Origin of the sequence: Kitasatospora sp. NPDC059571 (assembly GCF_042735675.1) — a bacterium.
GTDB lineage: Bacteria > Actinomycetota > Actinomycetes > Streptomycetales > Streptomycetaceae > Kitasatospora.
Window position 1 is genome coordinate 5,962 of sequence record NZ_JBHWBW010000076.1, and the last position, 17,285, is coordinate 23,246.

General features: G+C 77.3%; 16 protein-coding genes and 1 pseudogene. 12 read left to right on the forward strand and 5 right to left on the reverse strand.

Features of this window, described 5'->3' with window-relative positions:
* The first annotated feature begins 123 nt into the window (after window positions 1-123).
* The 4 genes from ACFV0G_RS11920 to ACFV0G_RS11935 all read left to right on the forward strand — a co-directional run bounded on the left by ACFV0G_RS11920 (window position 124) and on the right by ACFV0G_RS11935 (window position 4,249).
* Window positions 124-780: a TetR/AcrR family transcriptional regulator gene (locus ACFV0G_RS11920; RefSeq protein WP_380545484.1), complete on the forward strand. Its 657-nt coding sequence runs from the start codon at window positions 124-126 to the stop codon at window positions 778-780.
* Window positions 764-2,392 carry an acyl-CoA dehydrogenase family protein gene (locus ACFV0G_RS11925; protein WP_380545486.1) on the forward strand — a complete coding sequence of 543 codons (1,629 nt, stop codon included), beginning with the start codon at window positions 764-766 and terminating at the stop codon, window positions 2,390-2,392. The genes ACFV0G_RS11920 and ACFV0G_RS11925 overlap by 17 nt, the downstream gene beginning before the upstream one ends.
* Window positions 2,389-3,291: an amidohydrolase family protein gene (locus tag ACFV0G_RS11930; protein WP_380545488.1), complete on the forward strand. Its 903-nt coding sequence runs from the start codon at window positions 2,389-2,391 to the stop codon at window positions 3,289-3,291. The genes ACFV0G_RS11925 and ACFV0G_RS11930 overlap by 4 nt, the downstream gene beginning before the upstream one ends.
* 64 nt (window positions 3,292-3,355) lie before the next feature.
* On the forward strand, window positions 3,356-4,249 hold the full coding sequence (locus ACFV0G_RS11935; RefSeq protein ID WP_380545490.1) for a DMT family transporter: 894 nt from the start codon (window positions 3,356-3,358) through the stop codon (window positions 4,247-4,249).
* A 19-nt stretch (window positions 4,250-4,268) separates the two neighbouring features.
* Here the strand turns inward: ACFV0G_RS11935 and ACFV0G_RS11940 are convergent, their stop codons facing one another.
* Window positions 4,269-5,075, reverse strand: a complete 807-nt coding sequence (locus ACFV0G_RS11940; RefSeq protein WP_380545492.1) for an inositol monophosphatase family protein — start codon at window positions 5,073-5,075, stop codon at window positions 4,269-4,271.
* A 93-nt stretch (window positions 5,076-5,168) separates the two neighbouring features.
* Here ACFV0G_RS11940 and ACFV0G_RS11945 point away from each other — a divergent pair, with 93 nt between their 5' ends.
* On the forward strand, window positions 5,169-6,152 hold the full coding sequence (locus ACFV0G_RS11945; RefSeq protein WP_380545494.1) for an Lrp/AsnC family transcriptional regulator: 984 nt from the start codon (window positions 5,169-5,171) through the stop codon (window positions 6,150-6,152).
* Window positions 6,153-6,190: 38 nt separating this feature from the next.
* Window positions 6,191-6,442, forward strand: a complete 252-nt coding sequence (locus tag ACFV0G_RS11950) for a DUF2277 domain-containing protein (RefSeq protein ID WP_380545496.1) — start codon at window positions 6,191-6,193, stop codon at window positions 6,440-6,442.
* On the opposite strand, the gene ACFV0G_RS11955 is transcribed toward ACFV0G_RS11950, so the two are convergent.
* Entirely contained in the window at window positions 6,411-6,917 is a 507-nt protein-coding gene (locus ACFV0G_RS11955; protein WP_380545498.1) for a hypothetical protein, read from the reverse strand. The two genes, ACFV0G_RS11950 and ACFV0G_RS11955, sit on opposite strands and share 32 nt — an antisense overlap.
* 121 nt (window positions 6,918-7,038) lie before the next feature.
* Complete coding sequence (locus ACFV0G_RS11960; protein ID WP_380545500.1) at window positions 7,039-7,761, reverse strand: 4'-phosphopantetheinyl transferase family protein; 723 nt, start codon at window positions 7,759-7,761, stop codon at window positions 7,039-7,041.
* Between the two features lie 257 nt (window positions 7,762-8,018).
* On the opposite strand from ACFV0G_RS11960, the gene ACFV0G_RS11965 reads away from it, so the two are divergent.
* From ACFV0G_RS11965 to ACFV0G_RS11985, 5 genes and pseudogenes are all read left to right on the forward strand, one after another.
* On the forward strand, window positions 8,019-8,375 hold the full coding sequence (locus ACFV0G_RS11965; RefSeq protein ID WP_380545502.1) for a CU044_2847 family protein: 357 nt from the start codon (window positions 8,019-8,021) through the stop codon (window positions 8,373-8,375).
* A gap of 11 nt (window positions 8,376-8,386) precedes the next feature.
* Window positions 8,387-9,319, forward strand: a pseudogene (locus tag ACFV0G_RS11970) (serine protease); the annotation flags it as partial.
* A gap of 430 nt (window positions 9,320-9,749) precedes the next feature.
* Window positions 9,750-10,292, forward strand: coding sequence for a hypothetical protein (locus tag ACFV0G_RS11975; RefSeq protein ID WP_380545516.1), 543 nt, complete (start codon window positions 9,750-9,752; stop codon window positions 10,290-10,292).
* Between the two features lie 31 nt (window positions 10,293-10,323).
* Window positions 10,324-11,331 carry an AAA family ATPase gene (locus ACFV0G_RS11980; protein WP_380545504.1) on the forward strand — a complete coding sequence of 336 codons (1,008 nt, stop codon included), beginning with the start codon at window positions 10,324-10,326 and terminating at the stop codon, window positions 11,329-11,331.
* Entirely contained in the window at window positions 11,321-14,341 is a 3,021-nt protein-coding gene (locus ACFV0G_RS11985; protein WP_380545506.1) for a TIR-like protein FxsC, read from the forward strand. The genes ACFV0G_RS11980 and ACFV0G_RS11985 overlap by 11 nt, the downstream gene beginning before the upstream one ends.
* A gap of 3 nt (window positions 14,342-14,344) precedes the next feature.
* Here ACFV0G_RS11985 and ACFV0G_RS11990 read toward each other — a convergent pair whose 3' ends face one another.
* The gene (locus ACFV0G_RS11990; RefSeq protein ID WP_380545508.1) at window positions 14,345-15,208 is read right to left on the reverse strand and encodes a tryptophan 2,3-dioxygenase; all 864 of its coding nucleotides are present in this window, start codon (window positions 15,206-15,208) and stop codon (window positions 14,345-14,347) included.
* A gap of 150 nt (window positions 15,209-15,358) precedes the next feature.
* Here ACFV0G_RS11990 and ACFV0G_RS11995 point away from each other — a divergent pair, with 150 nt between their 5' ends.
* Window positions 15,359-16,624 carry an alanine racemase gene (locus ACFV0G_RS11995; protein WP_380545510.1) on the forward strand — a complete coding sequence of 422 codons (1,266 nt, stop codon included), beginning with the start codon at window positions 15,359-15,361 and terminating at the stop codon, window positions 16,622-16,624.
* A 48-nt stretch (window positions 16,625-16,672) separates the two neighbouring features.
* Here ACFV0G_RS11995 and ACFV0G_RS12000 read toward each other — a convergent pair.
* Window positions 16,673-17,285: DUF4232 domain-containing protein (locus ACFV0G_RS12000; protein ID WP_380545512.1), on the reverse strand; the 613-nt coding region annotated here is incomplete at its 5' end.

Here is a 17,285-nt window from a genome sequence, read left to right on the forward strand (position 1 = left end):
CCCCTCACACTCTCCCCCCCCCCACCCCCCCCGCGCTGCGCCGGCGCGACTACCCCCCGTCCCGGCCGCGGCCGCCGGGTGCCGCCCTTCCCGAAGCAGTGAATCAGTGCTTCAATTCTTGCCGTGGCCTACCGACGAACCCCGGCCGTCCAGGCCCGGCTGGACGCCCAGCGCGCCGCCGTCCTCCAGGCGGCCGTCGCGCTGCTCGCCGAGCGCGGCTACGCGGGCTGCTCGATGGCCGCGGTCGCCGAACGCGCCGGGATCGCCACCGGCTCGATGTACCGGCACTTCTCCGGCAAGTCCGAACTGGCCGTCGAGCTCTTCCGCACGGTCGTCACCCGCGAGGTCGCCGCCGTCACCGAGGCGGTCGCCAGCGAGAGCACCCCGCAGCGCCGGGTCGCCGTCGTGGTGGAGACCTTCGCCGCCCGCGCGCTGCGTGCCCCGCGGCTCGCCTACGCCCTGCTCGCCGAGCCGGCCGACCCGGTCGTCGACGCCGAGCGGCTGGTCTTCCGACAGGCCTTCCGCGACCTGATCGCCGCCCAGATCGCCGACGCCATCGCCGACGGCCGCCTCCCCGAGCAGCCCGCCGACCTCACCGCCGCCGCCCTGGTCGGCGCGATCGGCGAGGCCCTGGTCGGCCCGCTCGCCGCCGGCCGGCCGTCCGCCGACGTCATCCCCGCCCTGACCGCCTTCGCCCTGCGCGCCCTCGGCAGCCCGCCCGAGGACGCCGCCCACCCCGCAGACCCCGCCCGAGGAGGACGGCATGCCGGCCACGCATGAGGTCACCAACCAGGTCCCCGACCCGTACGGTCACGACGTCGCCGCCGACCCGGCACTCCTCGCCGGCCTGCACCGGGCCGGCGCCGGGTGGGCCGAGGACGAGCTCCACGAGCTCGGCCGCCTCGCCGGCTCCGAGCAGGCCGACACCTGGGGCAGGCTCGCCAACGAGAACCCGCCGGTGCTGCGCACCCACGACCGCTACGGCCACCGGATCGACGAGGTCGAGTTCCACCCGGCCTGGCACGAGCTGATGGACACCGCCGTCCGGTACGGCCTGCACGCCGCCCCGTGGGCCGACGGCCGCCCCGGTGCCCACACCGCGCGCGCCGCGAAGTTCTACGTCTGGGGCCAGGTCGAGGCGGGCCACACCTGCCCGATCTCGATGACCTACGCCGCGGTGCCGGCGCTGCGCGCCACCCCGGACCTCGCCGAGCGCTACGAACCGCTGCTCTCCGCCCGGGCGTACGACTTCGGCCTGCGCGAGCCGGGCACCAAGCGCGGCCTGATCGCCGGCATGTCGATGACCGAGAAGCAGGGCGGTTCCGACGTCCGCGCCAACACCACCGCCGCCGTCCCGCACGCCGACGGCAGCTACCGGCTCACCGGCCACAAGTGGTTCACCTCCGCCCCCATGTCGGACGTGTTCCTCACCCTCGCCCAGGCGCCCGGCGGCCTCAGCTGCTTCGTGCTGCCCCGGGTGCTGCCGGACGGCAGCCGCAACCCGATCCGGCTCCAGCGGCTCAAGGACAAGCTCGGCAACAAGTCCAACGCCTCCGCCGAGATCGAGTACGACGGCGCCACCGGCTGGCTGGTCGGCGAGGAGGGCCGCGGCGTCCCCACCATCATCGAGATGGTCAACATGACCCGCCTCGACTGCACCATCGGGGCCGCCTCCGGGATGCGCTACGGCACCGTCCGGGCGCTCCACCACGCCACCCACCGGCGGGCGTTCGGCGCGGCCCTGGTCGACCAGCCGTTGATGCGCAACGTCCTCGCCGACCTCGTCGTGGAGTCCGAGGCCGCCACCACCGTGGCGATGCGGCTCGCCGCCGCCACCGACGCCGCCCTCGCCGGCGACGAGCAGGAGGCGCTGCTGCGCCGCCTCGGCCTCGCGGTCTCCAAGTACTGGGTCTGCAAGCGCGGCCCGGCGCACGCCGCCGAGGCCCTGGAGTGCCTGGGCGGCAACGGCTACGTCGAGGAGTCCGGCATGCCCCGGCTCTACCGGGAGGCGCCGCTGGTCTCCATCTGGGAGGGCTCCGGCAACGTCGCCGCCCTGGACGCGCTGCGCGCGATGGCCCGCAACCCCGCCACCGTCGAGGCCCTGCTCGCCGAGCTCGACGCCGCCGCCGGCGCCGACCGCCGCCTGGACGCCGCCACCGCCGCCCTGCGCAAGCAGCTCGGCGACCTCACCGACCTGGAGTACCGCACCCGCCGCCTGGTCGAGTCGATGGCCCTCGCCCTGCAGGGCTCGCTGCTGGTGCGGCACGGCGACCCGGCAGTGGCCGACGCCTTCTGCGCCTCCCGCCTCGGCGGCGACCACGGCGCCGCCTTCGGCACCCTGCCCCCCGGCGCCGACACGGCGGCCATCCTGGACCGGGCGGTCCGCCGGTGAGCGGGACGGCAGCGGGCGGGACGGCTGAGGTCCGGGGGTTCTGGCAGCGGCTGGGCCTGCCCGGCCTGATCGACGTCCACACGCACTTCATGCCCGAGCGGGTGCTGGACAAGGTGTGGGCGTACTTCGACGCGGCCGGGCCGCTCACGGGGCGGCCCTGGCCGATCGCGTACCGGCACGCCGAGCAGCAGCGGATCGACACCCTGCGGGAGTTCGGGGTGCGGGCGTTCACCGCCATGCTCTACCCGCACAAGCCGGACATGGCCGGCTGGCTGAACTCCTGGGCCGCGGACTTCGCGGCCCGCACTCCCGACTGCCTGCACACCGCGACGTTCTTCCCTGAGCCGGACGCGCCGGGTTACGTCGCCGACGCCCTGGCGCGCGGCGCCCGCGTGTTCAAGGCCCATGTGCAGGTGGGCGGCTACGACCCGGCGGACCCGCTGCTGGACGGCGTCTGGGGCCTGCTCGCCGAGCACGGCACCCCGGTCGTGGTGCACTGCGGGTCCGGGCCCGCGCCCGGCAAGCACACCGGGCCGGGGCCGATCGCCGCCGTCCTCGCCCGGCACCCGGGCCTGCGGCTGATCGTGGCGCACATGGGCCTGCCCGAGTACACCGACTTCCTCGACCTCGCCGAGCGCCACGCCGGCGTCCACCTGGACACCACGATGGCGTTCACCGACTTCACCCAGCGCCTCGCCCCGTTCCCGGCCGCCGAGCTGCCCCGGCTCGCCGACCTGGGGGAGCGCATCCTGCTCGGCACCGACTTCCCGAACATCCCGTACCCGTACGCCACCGCGCTGGACGCGCTGGCCGGCCTCGGCCTCGGCGACGACTGGCTGCGGGCGGTCTGCTGGCAGAACGCGGCGCGGCTGTTCGGCACGCCGGCGCCGCCCGGGTGAGACTGGGACCGGGTCCTCCCCGGTGCGCGCCGGGGCCCCTGACCGGCGAAGGGAGCCGTGCACCGTGCTCGCGATCCTGCTGGCCCTGTGCGCGGCGCTCAGCAACGCGGTGGCGACCGTCCTGCAGCGCCGCGCCGCCCTGACCGTGCCCGCCTCCACCGGCCTGCGCCCGGGACTCCTGCTGGACCTGCTGCGCCGCCGGGTCTGGCTGGCCGGGATCCTGGCGGTGATCGCCGCCGCGGTCTTCCAGGCCGCTGCCCTGGCCGGCGGCAAGCTGTCGCTGGTGCAGCCGCTGTTCGTGCTGGAGCTGCCGTTCGCGCTGATGGTGGGCTCGCTGGTGCTGCGGCGCGGCCTGCCGCCGCGCGGCTGGGCCGCGATCGGCTGCGTGGTGCTCGGCCTCGGCATCGCCCTCGGCGCCGCCGCCCCCTCGGCCGGCGAGCCGCGGGTCGAGGTCGCCCGCTGGATCCCGGCGCTGGCGGCCTGCGGCGGGCTGATGGTGCTGCTCTGCCTCGTCGCGGTGCGCCGCCCGATCGGCCGGGTCCGCGCCTGGTGCCTGGGCGCGGCGGCCGCGGTCGGCTACGCGCTGACCGCGGCCCTGATGAAGAGCGCCACCCGCACCCTGGCCGACCACGGCCTGGCGGCGTTCTTCACCGCCTGGCAGACCTACGCCTTCGCCGCGGTCGGCGTGGCCGCGCTCTTCCTGCTGGAGAACGCGCTGCAGGGCGGCCCGCTGGTGGCCTCGCAGCCCGCGCTCACCCTCGGCGACGCGGCGGTCAGCCTCACCCTCGGCGTGCTGCTCTACCGCGAGCAGCTGCGCACCGGCTGGTGGCTGCTGCCGGAGCTGCTCGGGATCGCCCTGGTCGCGGCGGGCGCCATCGCCCTGGCCCGGACGCCGCTCACCCGCACCCTGGTCGGCAGCGGCGAGCCGGCGAGCCGACCCGACCCCACGCTGACCTGACCCGGCCCCGGCCCCGGCCTCAGTCCACCGCCGCCAGCGCCTCCACCAGCCGCCCGTGCAGGGCGGGCGCGGCGGCCAGGAAGCCGTCCGAGGCGAGCGTCCACGGGCGCCCGGCCTGGTCGGTGACCCGGGCGCCGGCCTCCTCGGCGATCAGCGCCCCGGGCAGCAGGTTGCCCGCGTCCGCGCCGTACTCCCAGAACAGCGCCAGGTGGCCGGAGCCCACGTGGGCGACCTGCAGCGCGGTCGGGCCCAGGTTGCGCACCGCGAGCACCTCGCCGAGCAGCACCGCGGTGGACGCGCCCGTCCGGCGCCGGGCCACCGGGTCCGAGGCGGCGAGCGGCGGGTGCGCGGTGCCCGCCACCGCGATCGCGAGCTCCCGGGCGACCGGCGCGATCGGCCGGCCGTTCAGTCGGGCACCGCCGCCGCGCACCGCGGTGTACGTCATGCCCTGGCGCGGCGCGTGCACCACCGACAGCTGCGCCTCGCCGTCCCGCAGCAGCGTCGCGGTGACCGCCCAGTGCGGCAGCCCGTTCAGGTACTGCACGGCGCCGTCGGTCGCGTCGCAGACCCACCACTCGCCGTCGGCGGGCAGCTGCTGCGCGAGCTCGTCCTCCCACCAGCCGGCCGCCGGGAGCAGCGGCCCGAGCAGGGCGCGCAACTGCTCCACCGCCGGCCCGTCGACCGCGCCGAAGGCCGCCCGCGCCTGCGGCAGCGTGGCCGCCGCCACCGGCTCCGGCGACTGCCCGGCGGCCAGCCGCGCCCCCACCCTCCGGACCGCCTCGGCCGTGCTCCCCACCAGGTCCCGCAGCTCCACCAGGTCCCGCATCGTCCCTCTCCCCTCTCGTCGGTGGACAACAGGTAGCGTGTCGGCGGCGGCCCGGGCCGTCAGAGGCCCACGCCCGGCGGAGAACGGACACGCATGGACACCGATTCGGCGGATCCCGCCACCCTGCTGGACGAGTTGGACCGGCGGCTGGTGTGCGCCCTCCAGGTGGACGGCCGCGCCGAGACCGGCCGGATCGCCGAGGTGCTCGGCGTCTCCGCCCGCACGGTGACCCGGCGCCTGGGCCGGCTGCTGGGCAGCGGCACCGTCACGGTCGTGCTGATACCCGACGTCCGCGACCGGGCGGTCGGCGCCCTGCTGCTGCGGGTGCGGGTGCTGCGCGGCAAGGTCGACACCATCGCGCAGGCCCTGGCCGCCCGGCCGGACGTCCCGTTCGTCGACGTCATGCTCGGCGGGCAGGAGGTCGGCGCGGTGGTGCTCACCGACGCCGGCGCCCGCGACCGCCTGCTGTACGGGCAGCTCCCGGCCACCGGCGCCGTGCTGGAGACGGACGTGCACGCGGTGCTGCACCTGTTCGCCGACGCGGGCCGCTGGCGCTCCGGCCACCTCACCGAGGAGCAGGCCGCGGCGCTCGCCCCGCCGGCGCCGACCACCGCGCCGCCCGAGCCGGACGCGCTCGACCGGCTGCTGCTGGACCTGCTCGGCCGGGACGCCCGCCGCTCGCACGCCTCGCTCGCCGCCGCGGCCGGCGCCCCCGAGTCGACCGTCCGCCGGCGGCTGCACCGGCTCGCCGCCGGAGGACTGCTGCGCACCCACGCCACGGTGGACCCGCGGCTGCTCGGCATGGCCGTCGACGCCAACCTCTGGCTGGACGTGCCGCCCGGCCGGCTCGCCGAGGTCGGCGCCGCCCTGGCCGACCACCCGCAGGTGCACGGGGTGCTCGCCACCAGCGGCCGGGCCAACCTGATGGCGACCGTGTTCTGCCCGGACCACTCCGGCCTCTACCGGTTCACCACCGAGACCCTCGGGCCGCTCGGCGTCGCCCGCGCCGAGACCGCGATCGTCGCCCGCGCGGTCAAGCGGGCCGGGGTGGTGCTGGGCGGACCGGTCCGCCGCTGAAACGCCCGCCCGTCGGACCGCCGCGGCAGACTGGGGGCATGTGCCGATCCATCAAGACGCTCAGGCCGCCGGAGATGCCGGAGGTCACCACCGACGACGTGCACGCCGCCGCCCTGCAGTACGTCCGCAAGGTGTCCGGCTTCCGCGCGCCCGCCGCCCACAACAGGGAGGCCTTCGAGCAGGCGGTCGCCGCGGTGGCCGAGGCGACCAGGCAACTGCTCGAAGGCCTGGAGATCCGGGGGATCGGACGGGTGGAGGTCACGCCCCCGTCGTCGAGCCCGGCCGGATGACCATCATCACCACGACGACGGCCCACAGCAGGTTGAAGACGCCCGCGGTCATCGGCAGCAGCTTCAGCCCGCGCTCGGCGCGCTCCCGCTCGTCGCCGCGCACCACACCGCTGATCTCCTTGCCGTCGGCCAGGTCGAGGGTGTCGATCACGGCCTGCTGCGCCGGCAGGACGAGCAGCAGCAGCGAGCCCGCGGCGACCGCGGTCAGCACCAGCGAGACGATCAGCCAGGTCTGGCCCATGATCCCCATCACCTGGGCGGTGCCGATGCCCAGGACGGGCACCGCGACGCCGAGCAGCGCGTAGAGCTGGGTGATCCGGTGCAGCATCCGCACCGAGGCCGCCGCGGACACCCGGTCCGGCCCGTCCGCGAGCGCGGCCGCCGCCCGGCGCGGGTACATGCTGACGGCCACCGCGACCGGGCCGATGAACAGCACCGAGGCCAGTACGTGCAGGCTCAGCAGGAGCTTGGCCATGGGGGAGACATCCTTCGCGGCAACCGGGGGGCGGGGGCGCCGCAGCAGGTGGGCCCGCGCGGCTCGCTGCACGCTAACACCCCCTTACGGGGGCCCCGGACGCCCGGGGGCCGCTGGCCGGTCAGGGCCGGTCGAGGTCCGCGAACGGCACCGCCGCCGTGCCGAGCCGTACCGGCCGGGTGGAGACCGCCGCCGCCAGGACCCCGCGCCCCGGGTCGGTGAGGTCGACCAGGTGCAGATCGCCGTGCCGCCGGTGGACCGGACCGGGGTCCGGGGCGTCCAGCGGCAGCGCGGAGAGGTCCACGGTGTCCAGGGTGTCCAGGGTGGCCCGGCCGACCTTGATGATCGCCTCCTTGCGCACCCACAGCCGCAGGAACGCGCCGCCCGGGTCCGGGTGGGCCCGGACCGCGTCCCACTCCGCATCGGTCAGCACCCGCTCGTGCAGGTCCGCCAACTCGGCCCGGGCGCTCAGCAGCTCCACGTCCACGCCGACCGGCTCCGGCCCGGCGGCGGCCGCCACCACCCCGTCGGTGTGCGCCAGGCTCAGCCGCAGCTGCGGCCGGTCGGCCAGCGCCGGAATGCCGTGGCCCTCGCGGCCGCAGTCCGGGCAGCGCTGCACCAGGGCGGCGCCGGCCACCGGGATGCCGAGCAGCCGGGCCGCGCAGAGCCGTACCAGCAGGTGCGCGGCGACGAAGTCCAGCCGGTTCTGCTCCTTGCGGAAGCGGTCCGCCCGCTCCCGCTCGGCCGGGTTGAGCAGGTGCTCGCCGAGCCCGGGCAGGGCGAGCACCGCCACGCTGTCCGCGACCACCGCCAGCGGCCCGCCCGCCTGCGTCCCGCCGTCCATCCCGGCTGCCCCGTCCGTCCGTCCCGCACCACGACCAACGGCCCCCACCCTACGGGCTGCACCGGGTGCGTCCGGCCCGGGGCGCGGGGCGGCTTCCGGCCGGGACGGGCCCCAGTGCGCTGACCTGACATATTGTCATGTTCCTTGAAGATTGCTGCCGTCAACCCGGTCGGAACCGCTGCGCCCGGCCCCGCGCTGTGCGACCATCGCCCTGGGAATTCGGCTGACAGTACGGCTTGACACGGTGGGGAGTGCCCATGTCGGAGTACGTGGAGTTCCTGACGGCCGACGGCGCGGTGGTGCGCGTCGAGGGCGCGGCGACCGGCCCGGCCGGCGACCCGTACGGGATGCAGCCGGTCGGCCGGGCCGGCGATGCGGCCGTCCGGGCCGCCGAGACCTTCGAGCAGGCGCTCGGCGGGGTCCGGTCCGCCGCCGAGGCGGCGCTGCGCGTCCTGCGCGGCGGCGACCTGCGGCCCGACGAGGTGGAGATCGAGTTCGCGGTCAAGCTGTCGGCGGAGGCCGGCGCACTCATCGCCAGAACGGCCGCCGACGCCCACCTCACCGTCAAACTCACCTGGTCGCCCGGCACTTCCGGCGGCCCGGTCGGCCACTGACCGGCGTGCCGATGCCCGATGTCCGCTGGCTGGTGCGGATCGCCGCCACCGGCCCGGCCGGCCCGCTGACCGGCGCCGGGATCCTCGTCTCCGACCGTGAGGTGCTCACCTGCGCGCACGTGGTGCACGGCGCCCGGACCGCCGAGGTCCGGCTGGTCGCACACCCCGGCCTCGCCCCGCTCGCCGCCCGGGTCGCCCTGCGCGGCCCGTGGCCCGAACTCCCCGGCGGCGCGGGCGACGTGGCCCTGCTGGAGCTCGACCGGCCGCTCGCCGACCGGATCGCCGCCCCCGCGCCCTTCGCCGCCCTGCACCAGTGGACCCGGCCACCCGCCCCCGCCCTGGTCGCCTACGGCTTCCCGGCCGGGCACGACGCCGGACTCGGCAGCGAGATCCGGCTCACCCGCGGCGGCTTCCGGATCGCCGGCGAGCTGATGCAGCTGGAGCACGAGGGCACCGGCATGCCGCTCTCCCCGGGCTTCAGCGGCGGACCGGTGGTGATCGCCGGCACCGGCGAGGTGGTCGGCCTGGTGACCGCCGCCCTGGACACCCTCGGCGTGCTGCGCGGCCCCGAGGAGCGCAACCGCCCGGCCGTCCGGCTCGGCCAGATGCTGCCGCTCGCCGAGGCCGCCCGCTACGTCCCGCAGCTCGCCGACCGGCTGCCCGGCGCGGCGCTGCCCCCCGACGCCGTCCGCGAACTGCGGCTGCTGCTCACCGGCGACCCGCCTCCCGCCGACCCGCTGGCCCTCTACCGGGCGGCCGTCGGACCGCTCGGCGCCCCCGACCCGCCGATCCGCCCCGCCGGCCTGTGGGACGCCGGCTGGTACCTGCTCTCCGAGGTGCCCCGGCCGCCGCGCGGACCGCACCCCGTCCTCGCCTACGCCCGGCAGGTCGCCGAGGCCGCCGCCGACGACCGGCGCCGCGGCCTGCTCGACTGGCTGGAGCGGCACGGCGAACGCGGTGCGGCCGGGCGCGGCCGGCGCGAGCGCTGGCGGCCGATCCTGGTCGAGATCACCCCCAGCGGCGCCGGGCCCGCGATGTTCCACGTCGGCGTCGCCGCCGTCCGCGACGGCCGGATCGGCGCCGCCGAGACCCGCACCGTGCCCCGGCCCCGGCTCGCCGCCGCCGTCCGCGACCGCATCGACCACGAACTCGGCCGCCTGGAACCGGACGGCGCCGAGCTCATCATCTTCTCGCTGCCCCGCCGCTGGCTCACCCAGCCGGTGCACGACTGGACCCGCCGCCGCACCGACTACGGCCCGCGGGGGGGGCGCCCCCCCCGGGGGGGGGGCCCCCCCCCCCGCCCCCCCCCGCCCCCCCCCCCCCCCCCCCGCCCACACAAAACGGCGCCCCCCGCGCTCCGACCACGCGGTCGTCGTGGTCGACGCCCAGCGCCGCGCCGACCCGGCCGCCCGCCGCCACCTCGAACTCAAGTGGGCGCCGCTGCGCGACCAGCCGGGCACCCGGCTGCACCTCGTGCGCTGCACCGAACCCCCCGACGACAAGAGGCTCTACCACCGGCTGCGGCCACCGGAGCGGACCGAACTGCCCGCCCTGCCCGGCCCGCCCAGGGGAGCACCGTACGAACCGCTGCTGGCCGCCGCCCTGCGCGCCGGCGCACCCGCCGTGCTGTGGGCGCAACAGCCGTGCGGCACCGACCACGGGCGCGATCGCACCTGCCGCAACGAGCGATTCCTTGCCAGACTTGCGGAGGAGCTCACCGACGTCGCAGCCGCCGACCTGCCGCGCCGGGTGAGGGAGTTGCGGCACGAGGCGGAGGAGGCGCCGGACCCGGCCGGGCACTGGGCCGCCGGCCTGGTGCTGCTCTGGGAGGACCCGTCGGTGCTCCCCGGACCGCACCGCCCCTACCGCGTCGTACCGACCAGCCCACCGCCGTACCCGGCGGCCGCCGACGAATGAGCAGCCGACGAGTGAGCAGGAGCACAGGACCATGCCGCTGAAGCGCATCTACCGGGGCGTCACCGAGCCGCACGACGGCATTACCGCGCTGCCCGCCCCGCCGCCCTGGCGCGACTTCGACGGCGGGCCGCCGCTGGCCCCGCCGGACGGCCCCGCCGACCCGGTGCCGGACCCGGCCCGGCACCGTGCGGCCACCTTCCGGCCGACCCCCGAGACCGTCGAACTCGTCAACGCCGCCCTCTACCTGAGGCGGCCGCTGCTGGTGACCGGCCCGCCCGGCGGCGGCAAGTCCAGCCTCCCGTACGCCGTCGCCCACGAACTGGGCCTCGGCCCGGTGCTGCGCTGGAACATCACCAGCCGCACCACCCTGCGCGACGGCCTCTACCAGTACGACCCGCTGTCGCGGCTCTACGCCGCCAACCGCTCCGGCCCGGAGACCCCGGACGCCTCGCTCGACGAGCACCTGCGGCTCGGCCCGCTGGGCACCGCCCTGCTGCCGTACGAGCGCCCCCGGGTGCTGCTCATCGACGAGATCGACAAGGGCGACCTCGACCTGCCCAACGACCTGCTGCACATCCTGGAGGAGGGCCAGTACGAGATCGACGAACTCGTCCGCGCCGCACCCCAGCAGCGCGAGGCGAACGTGCTCACCGCCGACGGCACCACCCGCGCCCCGGTGCACGGCGGGCGGGTCCGCTGCCGGGCCTTCCCGTTCACCGTGCTCACCTCCAACGCCGAACGGGAGTTCCCCGCCGCCTTCCTGCGCCGCTGCGTGGTGCTGGAGCTGCGCCGGCCCGAGGGCGCCGAGCTGGAGTCCATCGTCCATTCCCACCTGCCGGAGTCCGACCGGCAGCTGGTCACCGAGATCCTGGAGGTCTTCCTGGCCCGCCGCGAGGAGGGCGAACTCGCCACCGACCAGCTGCTCAACGCCGTCTACCTCACCGCCCGCCCCGAGCTCGGCGACGCCGCCGACCGCGCCCAGCTGGCCGCCCAGGTGATGCCCTACCTCAGCCGGGGCCAGGACGACGATGTCTTCTGAGCCAGGAGCCCTCGACCGGTTCACCGCCCTGCTGGCCGACCTCGGGCTGGCCGAGCGGGCCCCGGTCGAGCTCGCGGAACTGCTCTGGCTGGCCGCCCGCTCCACCGAGGGCGGCGCCGGGGCGGACACCGCGGGCCTCCCCGAGCCGAGGCCGCTGCCGGTGCGGCCCGGCCCGGTCGGCCCGGCCCGCCACCACCACCGGGCCGAGCCGGGAGGGGCCACCGACGGAGCCGGCCCGCGCACCGCCCTGCACCTGTCCGCGGCCGGCCCGGCCGGCCGGCTCGCCCCCGCCGCCCCCGCCGCCACCCCGGACGCGCCGATGCTGGCCCGCCCGCTCCCGCTGCAGCGGGCGCTGCGCCCGCTCAAGCGGCAGGTCCCGGACACCCGCCGCCGGCTCCTGGACGAGCAGGCCACCGCCGACCGGCTCGCGGAGGCGCTGCGCGGCCCCGGCCCGGTGCACTGGCTGCCGGTGCTGCGGCCCAGCACCGAGCGCTGGCTCGACCTGCACCTGGTGCTCGACACCGGCCCGACCATGGCACTGTGGCGCCCGCTCGCCCGGGAGCTGCGCACGCTCTTCCAGCAGACCGGTGCGTTCCGCCAGGTCACCGCGGGGCGGCTGCCCGCGGACGGCCGGCTCGCGCACCGGCGGATCCCGGACGGCCGGGCCGCGGTGCTGGTGCTCAGCGACTGCATGGGCCCGCAGTGGCGCTCCGGCCGGGCCGGGGACCGCTGGCACCGCACGCTCTGCGCACTGGCCCGACGGCTGCCGGTGGCGGTCGTCCACCCGCTGCCCGAGCGGCTCTGGCCGCTCACCCCGGTCGCGGCGGTGCCGGGCGTGCTCACCAGCACCGAGGCCGGTGCGCCGGACGCCGCGTACGGGTTCACGCCGTTCACCGACCTGCCGCCGGGACGGACCGGGCCGGTGGTGCCGGTGCTGGAGCCGGGCGCCGACTGGCTGGCCAACTGGGCCCACCTGGTGGGCAGTCCGGCCGGCGGCCAGGTGGTCGGTGCGGCGCTGCTGCTGGGCACGGTGCCGGGCGTGCCGGCCCGCTACGCGGAGGCCGGTCCCGACCCGGAGGAGCTGTCCGCCGAGGAGCTGGTGGTGCGGTTCCGCTCGACGGCGTCCCGGGAGGCGTTCACGCTGGCCGGGATGACGGCGCTCACCACCCCCGCGCTGCCGGTGATGCGGCTGCTCCAGCAGGCCGGCCTGGCGCGGCCGCAGCCGCAGCACCTGGCGGAGATCGTGGTGAGCGGCCTGCTGCGGGAACGGCCGGGCCGGCCCGGCTACTTCGCGTTCCGGCCGGGGGTGCGCGAGCTGCTGCTGCACACCCTGCCGCGGTCGACCGCGCACCACGCGCTGGACCTGCTGATCCGGGTCGGCGGGCGGATCGGCGACCCGGGCCGGGCCGCGGCGGGGACGTTCCCCGCCTGGGTGGAGACCACCCGCGGCGGCGCCGTGACCCTGCTGGAGCCGCGGCCGTTCGCGCTGGTCAGCCCGGAGGCGGCGCGGCTGCTCGGGGTGTCCGGGGCGCCGGTGTTCACCGTCGCGGTCCCGGAGCACGGCCCCGAGGACGGGCCGGAGGACACCCTGGCGGACGGCGCGCCGCACCCGGCCGCGGAGGAGGCCGGGCGGCCCGCCGGCCCGCCGGAGGCGACCGCGCTGCCCGACCCGGACCGCTCCCGGGCGGTGCTGCTGCTGACCACCTCGCGCGGCGCCCCCGGCGAGGTGCTGGAGGAGCAGGAGTACACCGCGCTGCGGGACCTCGCCGCGCTGGCGGAGGCCCTGGTGGACCCGGCGCTGGTCGGGCTGGACCGGCGGCACATCTGGCTCGGCGAGGACGACCCGGACGGCTTCCGGCGGGCCCTGCAGCGGGCCGTCCAGGAGGCCGAGGACACCCTGGTGGTGCACGTCGGCGGTCCGCTGGGGGCCGGGGACGAGCTCGGGGTGGCGGTCGGCGCGGGCCGCTGGGGCCAGGTGCACCGGCCGGGCCTGGACTGGCAGGGCGTGGTGGAGACGGTCGCCGGCGGGCGGGCGGCCCGCCGGCTGCTGATCCTGGACGGCGCCCGCACCGGGGTGCCGCCCGAGCCCGGCGGGGCGGTCGCGGTCGACCCGGGCAGCTACCAGGTGGTCAACCTCCGCCACCCGGTGGACCGTTCGGTGGCGGGCCGGCTCGCCACCGCGATCCGCACCGGCGACCCGGACGGCACCGAGCGCCTGACCGTCCACCAACTCCTGGAGCTGGCCATGCAGAACACCCCGCCGGCCCCGCCGGTCACCCGGATCTGGCCGCCCCGCGACGGCCGGCCGCTGGTGCTCGCCCGCAACGCCCAGCTGCACCCCGCCACCGTGGAGTCGCGGACCCCCTCGCACTCCGCCGCCGCCCGCCGCGAGCCGGCCGGCCCGGAGGCCCCGAGACCCTACTTCTTCCTCAGCCACCCGGACGGCCCCGGCGACCGCGCGGTGGACCGGCTCTACCAGGACCTGTGCGAGGAGGTGCTCCAACTCACCGACCTGCCCTCGGCGGTGCCGCCCGGCTTCCTGGACCGCAGCCCCGAGCTGGACAGCTGGTCGCGCTGGCAGATCACCGAGGCGCTGGCCACCTGCCGGGTCTTCGTCCCGCTGTACTCGCCGCGCTACTTCGCCTCCGAGCGGTGCGGCAAGGAGTGGTACGGCTTCGCCCGGCGGGTCCCGCGCGGCGGCGCCGACGGATCGGAGCAGCGGGCCAGCGGGATCGTGCCGGTGGTCTGGCTGCCCGTCCCGGCCGCCGGCCTGCCGCCCGCCGCCGCCCGGCTCCGCTTCAACCACCGCAGCTTCGGCCCGGACTACCAGCGCGAGGGGCTGCTCGCGCTGGCCCGCACCGAGCGCCACCGCGCCCAGTACGAGATGGCGGTGCACCGGCTGGCCGTCCGGATCGTGCAGGTCGCCCACGAGACCCGGATCCCGCCCGGCCGCCCGCTCTCCTGGGACGTGCTGCAGAGCGCCTTCCTGGCCCCGCCGGAGCGGCCCTGATCCTCACAGCTCGTCGCGCACGGCCCACAGTTCGGGGAAGACGTCCTGCTCCGCGGAGCGCCGCAGCCAGCTCAGCCCGCTGGAGCCGCCCGTCCCGGGCCGGCCGCCCATCGCCCGCTTCACCGCCGTGTAGTGGCGCTGCCGCCACCGGGTGACCCGCTCCGCGGTGTCCAGCAGGGCCTCGCCCAGCCGGGCGAGTTCCGCGCACCCCGGGTCGGTGTAGACCCGCCGCCAGGCGGCGACCACCGCCGGGTCGATGCGGTGCCGCTCGGCGGAGGGCGCGTGCGGCACCGGCACGCCCCGGCGGTCCAGCAGCGCCAGCGCGTCGTCGTACAGGCTCGGCGCCCGCAGTGCCGCCGTCAGCTCGTCGTACGCCGCGGGCTCGTCCCGGTACATCCGCAGCAGGGCGCCGTTCTTGTTGCCGAGCAGGAACTCCAGCCGCAGGAAGGCCGCCGACTGGAAGCCGGACGCCTCGCCGAGCAGCGCCCGGAAGCTGCCGAACTCGGCCGGGGTGAGCGTCGCCAGCAGCTCCCACGAGGCGACCAGCACGTCCTGCGCGCCGTTGCCGCGCCGCAGCGCGGCCAGCGCCGCCGTCAGGTCGTCCGCCCGCAGCGCCCGCTGCGCCAGCCGCCATTCGTGGTGCACCAGGTCGAACAGCAGCTCCATCACCTGGGTGGTCACGATGAACGCGTACTCGGCCGGCACCCCGCTGCGCGGCTGCTGCAGCGCGTGCAGGTCGGCCAGCCGCGCGTAGCGGGCGTACGGGGTCCCGGCGCCGCCCGGGCCGAACTCCACCCGCGGCCGGCGGGCCGCCTCCCCGCCGCAGGCCCCCGAGCCGCCCGCCGCGTCCTCGCCCAAGTCGCCCATCGCCGTCCTCCGCCGTGCCGCCGCGCTCGTTGCCAGGCTCTCCCAGTCCGGCCCGGTCCGCAGGGCGAGTGCGGCCCGCGACCGGGCGTAGGGTGCTGCCGTACGAGCGACAGCGGCCCCGGGCGGGGCCGGACCGGGAGGGCAGAGGCGATGGCGGACATCGACCGGGCCAGGGTGGCGGAACTCGCCGAGGAGCGGTTGGACTTCCGGTTCAAGGCGGTGCCCGCCGAGGCCTGGGGGAGCACGGTCGCCGAGTACCTGGCGGGCGGCCCGCTGCTGGACGGGCTCGGCACGCCCCTGCTGACCCTCGACGCCGGCGCCCTCGCGCACAACCTGGCCGCCATGGCCGCCTGGTGCGCACAGGCCGGGGTGGGGCTGGCCCCGCACGGCAAGACCTCGATGGCCCCCGCGCTGTGGCAGCGCCACCTGGACGCCGGGGCGGTCGCGATCACCTTCGCCAACCTGCCGCAGGTCCGGGTCGGCCGGGCCTTCGGCGTGGGCCGGATCCACCTGGCCAACACCCTGCTGGACCCGGCCGGCCTGCGCTGGATCTCGGCCGAACTCGCCGCCGACCCGGACTTCCGGTTCGCCTGCTGGGCCGACTCGGTGCAGAGCGTCGCCCTGATGTCCGAGGCGCTTCGCGGCGCACCCGCGCCGGTCGACGTCTGCGTCGAGCTCGGCGCCGCCGGCGGCCGGACGGGCTGCCGCACCCTGCCGGAGGCGGTCGAGGTGGCCCGCGCCGTGCACGCCGCCCCCGGCCTGCGGCTGGCCGGCGTCAGCGGCTACGAGGGGCCGGTCGGCCCGGACGCCTCACCGGCCTCGGTCGCGGCCGTCACCGGCTATCTGCGCACGATGGCCGAGCTGTACCGGCAGCTCGACGGCGACGGCCTGCTGGACGAGGTCGACCGGGTCTGGGTGACCGCCGGCGGCAGCGCGTTCTTCGACACGGTCGCCGAGGAGCTCGCGCCGCTGGCCGGGCCGCGGACCGCCGTGGTGGTCCGCGCCGGCGCGTACCTCGCCCACGACGACGGCTTCTACCGCGGCATCTCGCCGTTCGGACGGCGCGGGGCCGGCGAGCCGCTGCGGGCGGCCCTGCACGGCTGGTCGCGGGTGCTCTCCGCACCGGAGCCCGGCCTGGCCCTGCTCGACGCCGGCAAGCGCGACCTGCCGTTCGACCTGGGCCTGCCGGTGCCGCAGCTGGTCCGCGGCGGGAAGGTGCTGGACGGCGCCTCGCTCTCGGCGCTGAACGACCAGCACGGCTATCTGCGCGGCGCCGACGTGGCGGTCGGCGACGTCGTCCGGCTCGGCATCTCGCACCCCTGCACGGCCTTCGACCGCTGGAACCTGATCCCGGTGCTGGACGACGCCGACGCCGCGTCCCCGCGCGTGGTCGACCTGGTCCGGACGTTCTTCTGAGCGGCCCGGGCGCCGGCCGGCCCGTGGCCGGCGCCCGAGGACCGCGGATCAGCCGAGCAGCACGCCCTGCGACGAGGGCTGCAGCGTCCCCACGGTGAACCCGGCCTTGGCGACCGGCAGTTGCAGCACGGTCTTGGCATCCGTCCCGTACACCGTGGCGGTCAGCTGGGTGGTCTCGTCCGGCGGGGTCACCACCACGCCGGCCAGCACCTGGCAGCTGGCGTCGGCCTTGTCGCAGAGCGTCCACTTCAGCCCGGAGAAGGCGGTGGTGCCCGGCTTCAGGGTGACCGTCACCGGCGCGCCCGGCTGCGGCACCCGGGTGGTGGCGACGTCCGAGCGGCTGTTGTCGGCGAGCAGCCCGCCGTAGCCGAGGTAGCCCTTGACGGTGCAGGTGCGGTCGCCCCGGTTGGTCAGCATCACCATCGCCGAGCCGGGGGTGCCCTGGAGCTGGACGTCGGCCTTGAGCTCGGTGGTGCGGCACCGGTCGGAGCCGCTCGGGGCGGCGGCCGAGGCCTTGGCCGACCCGGTGGCGGCGCCGGCCGGGGCGGGGGCGGCCGCCCTGGGAGCGCCCGCCGCCCGGGCGGGCGCCCCCGCCCCCCGCGGGGGGGGGGGGCGGCGGGGGGGGGCGGGGGGGGGGGCGCGGCGGGGGGGGGGGGGGGCT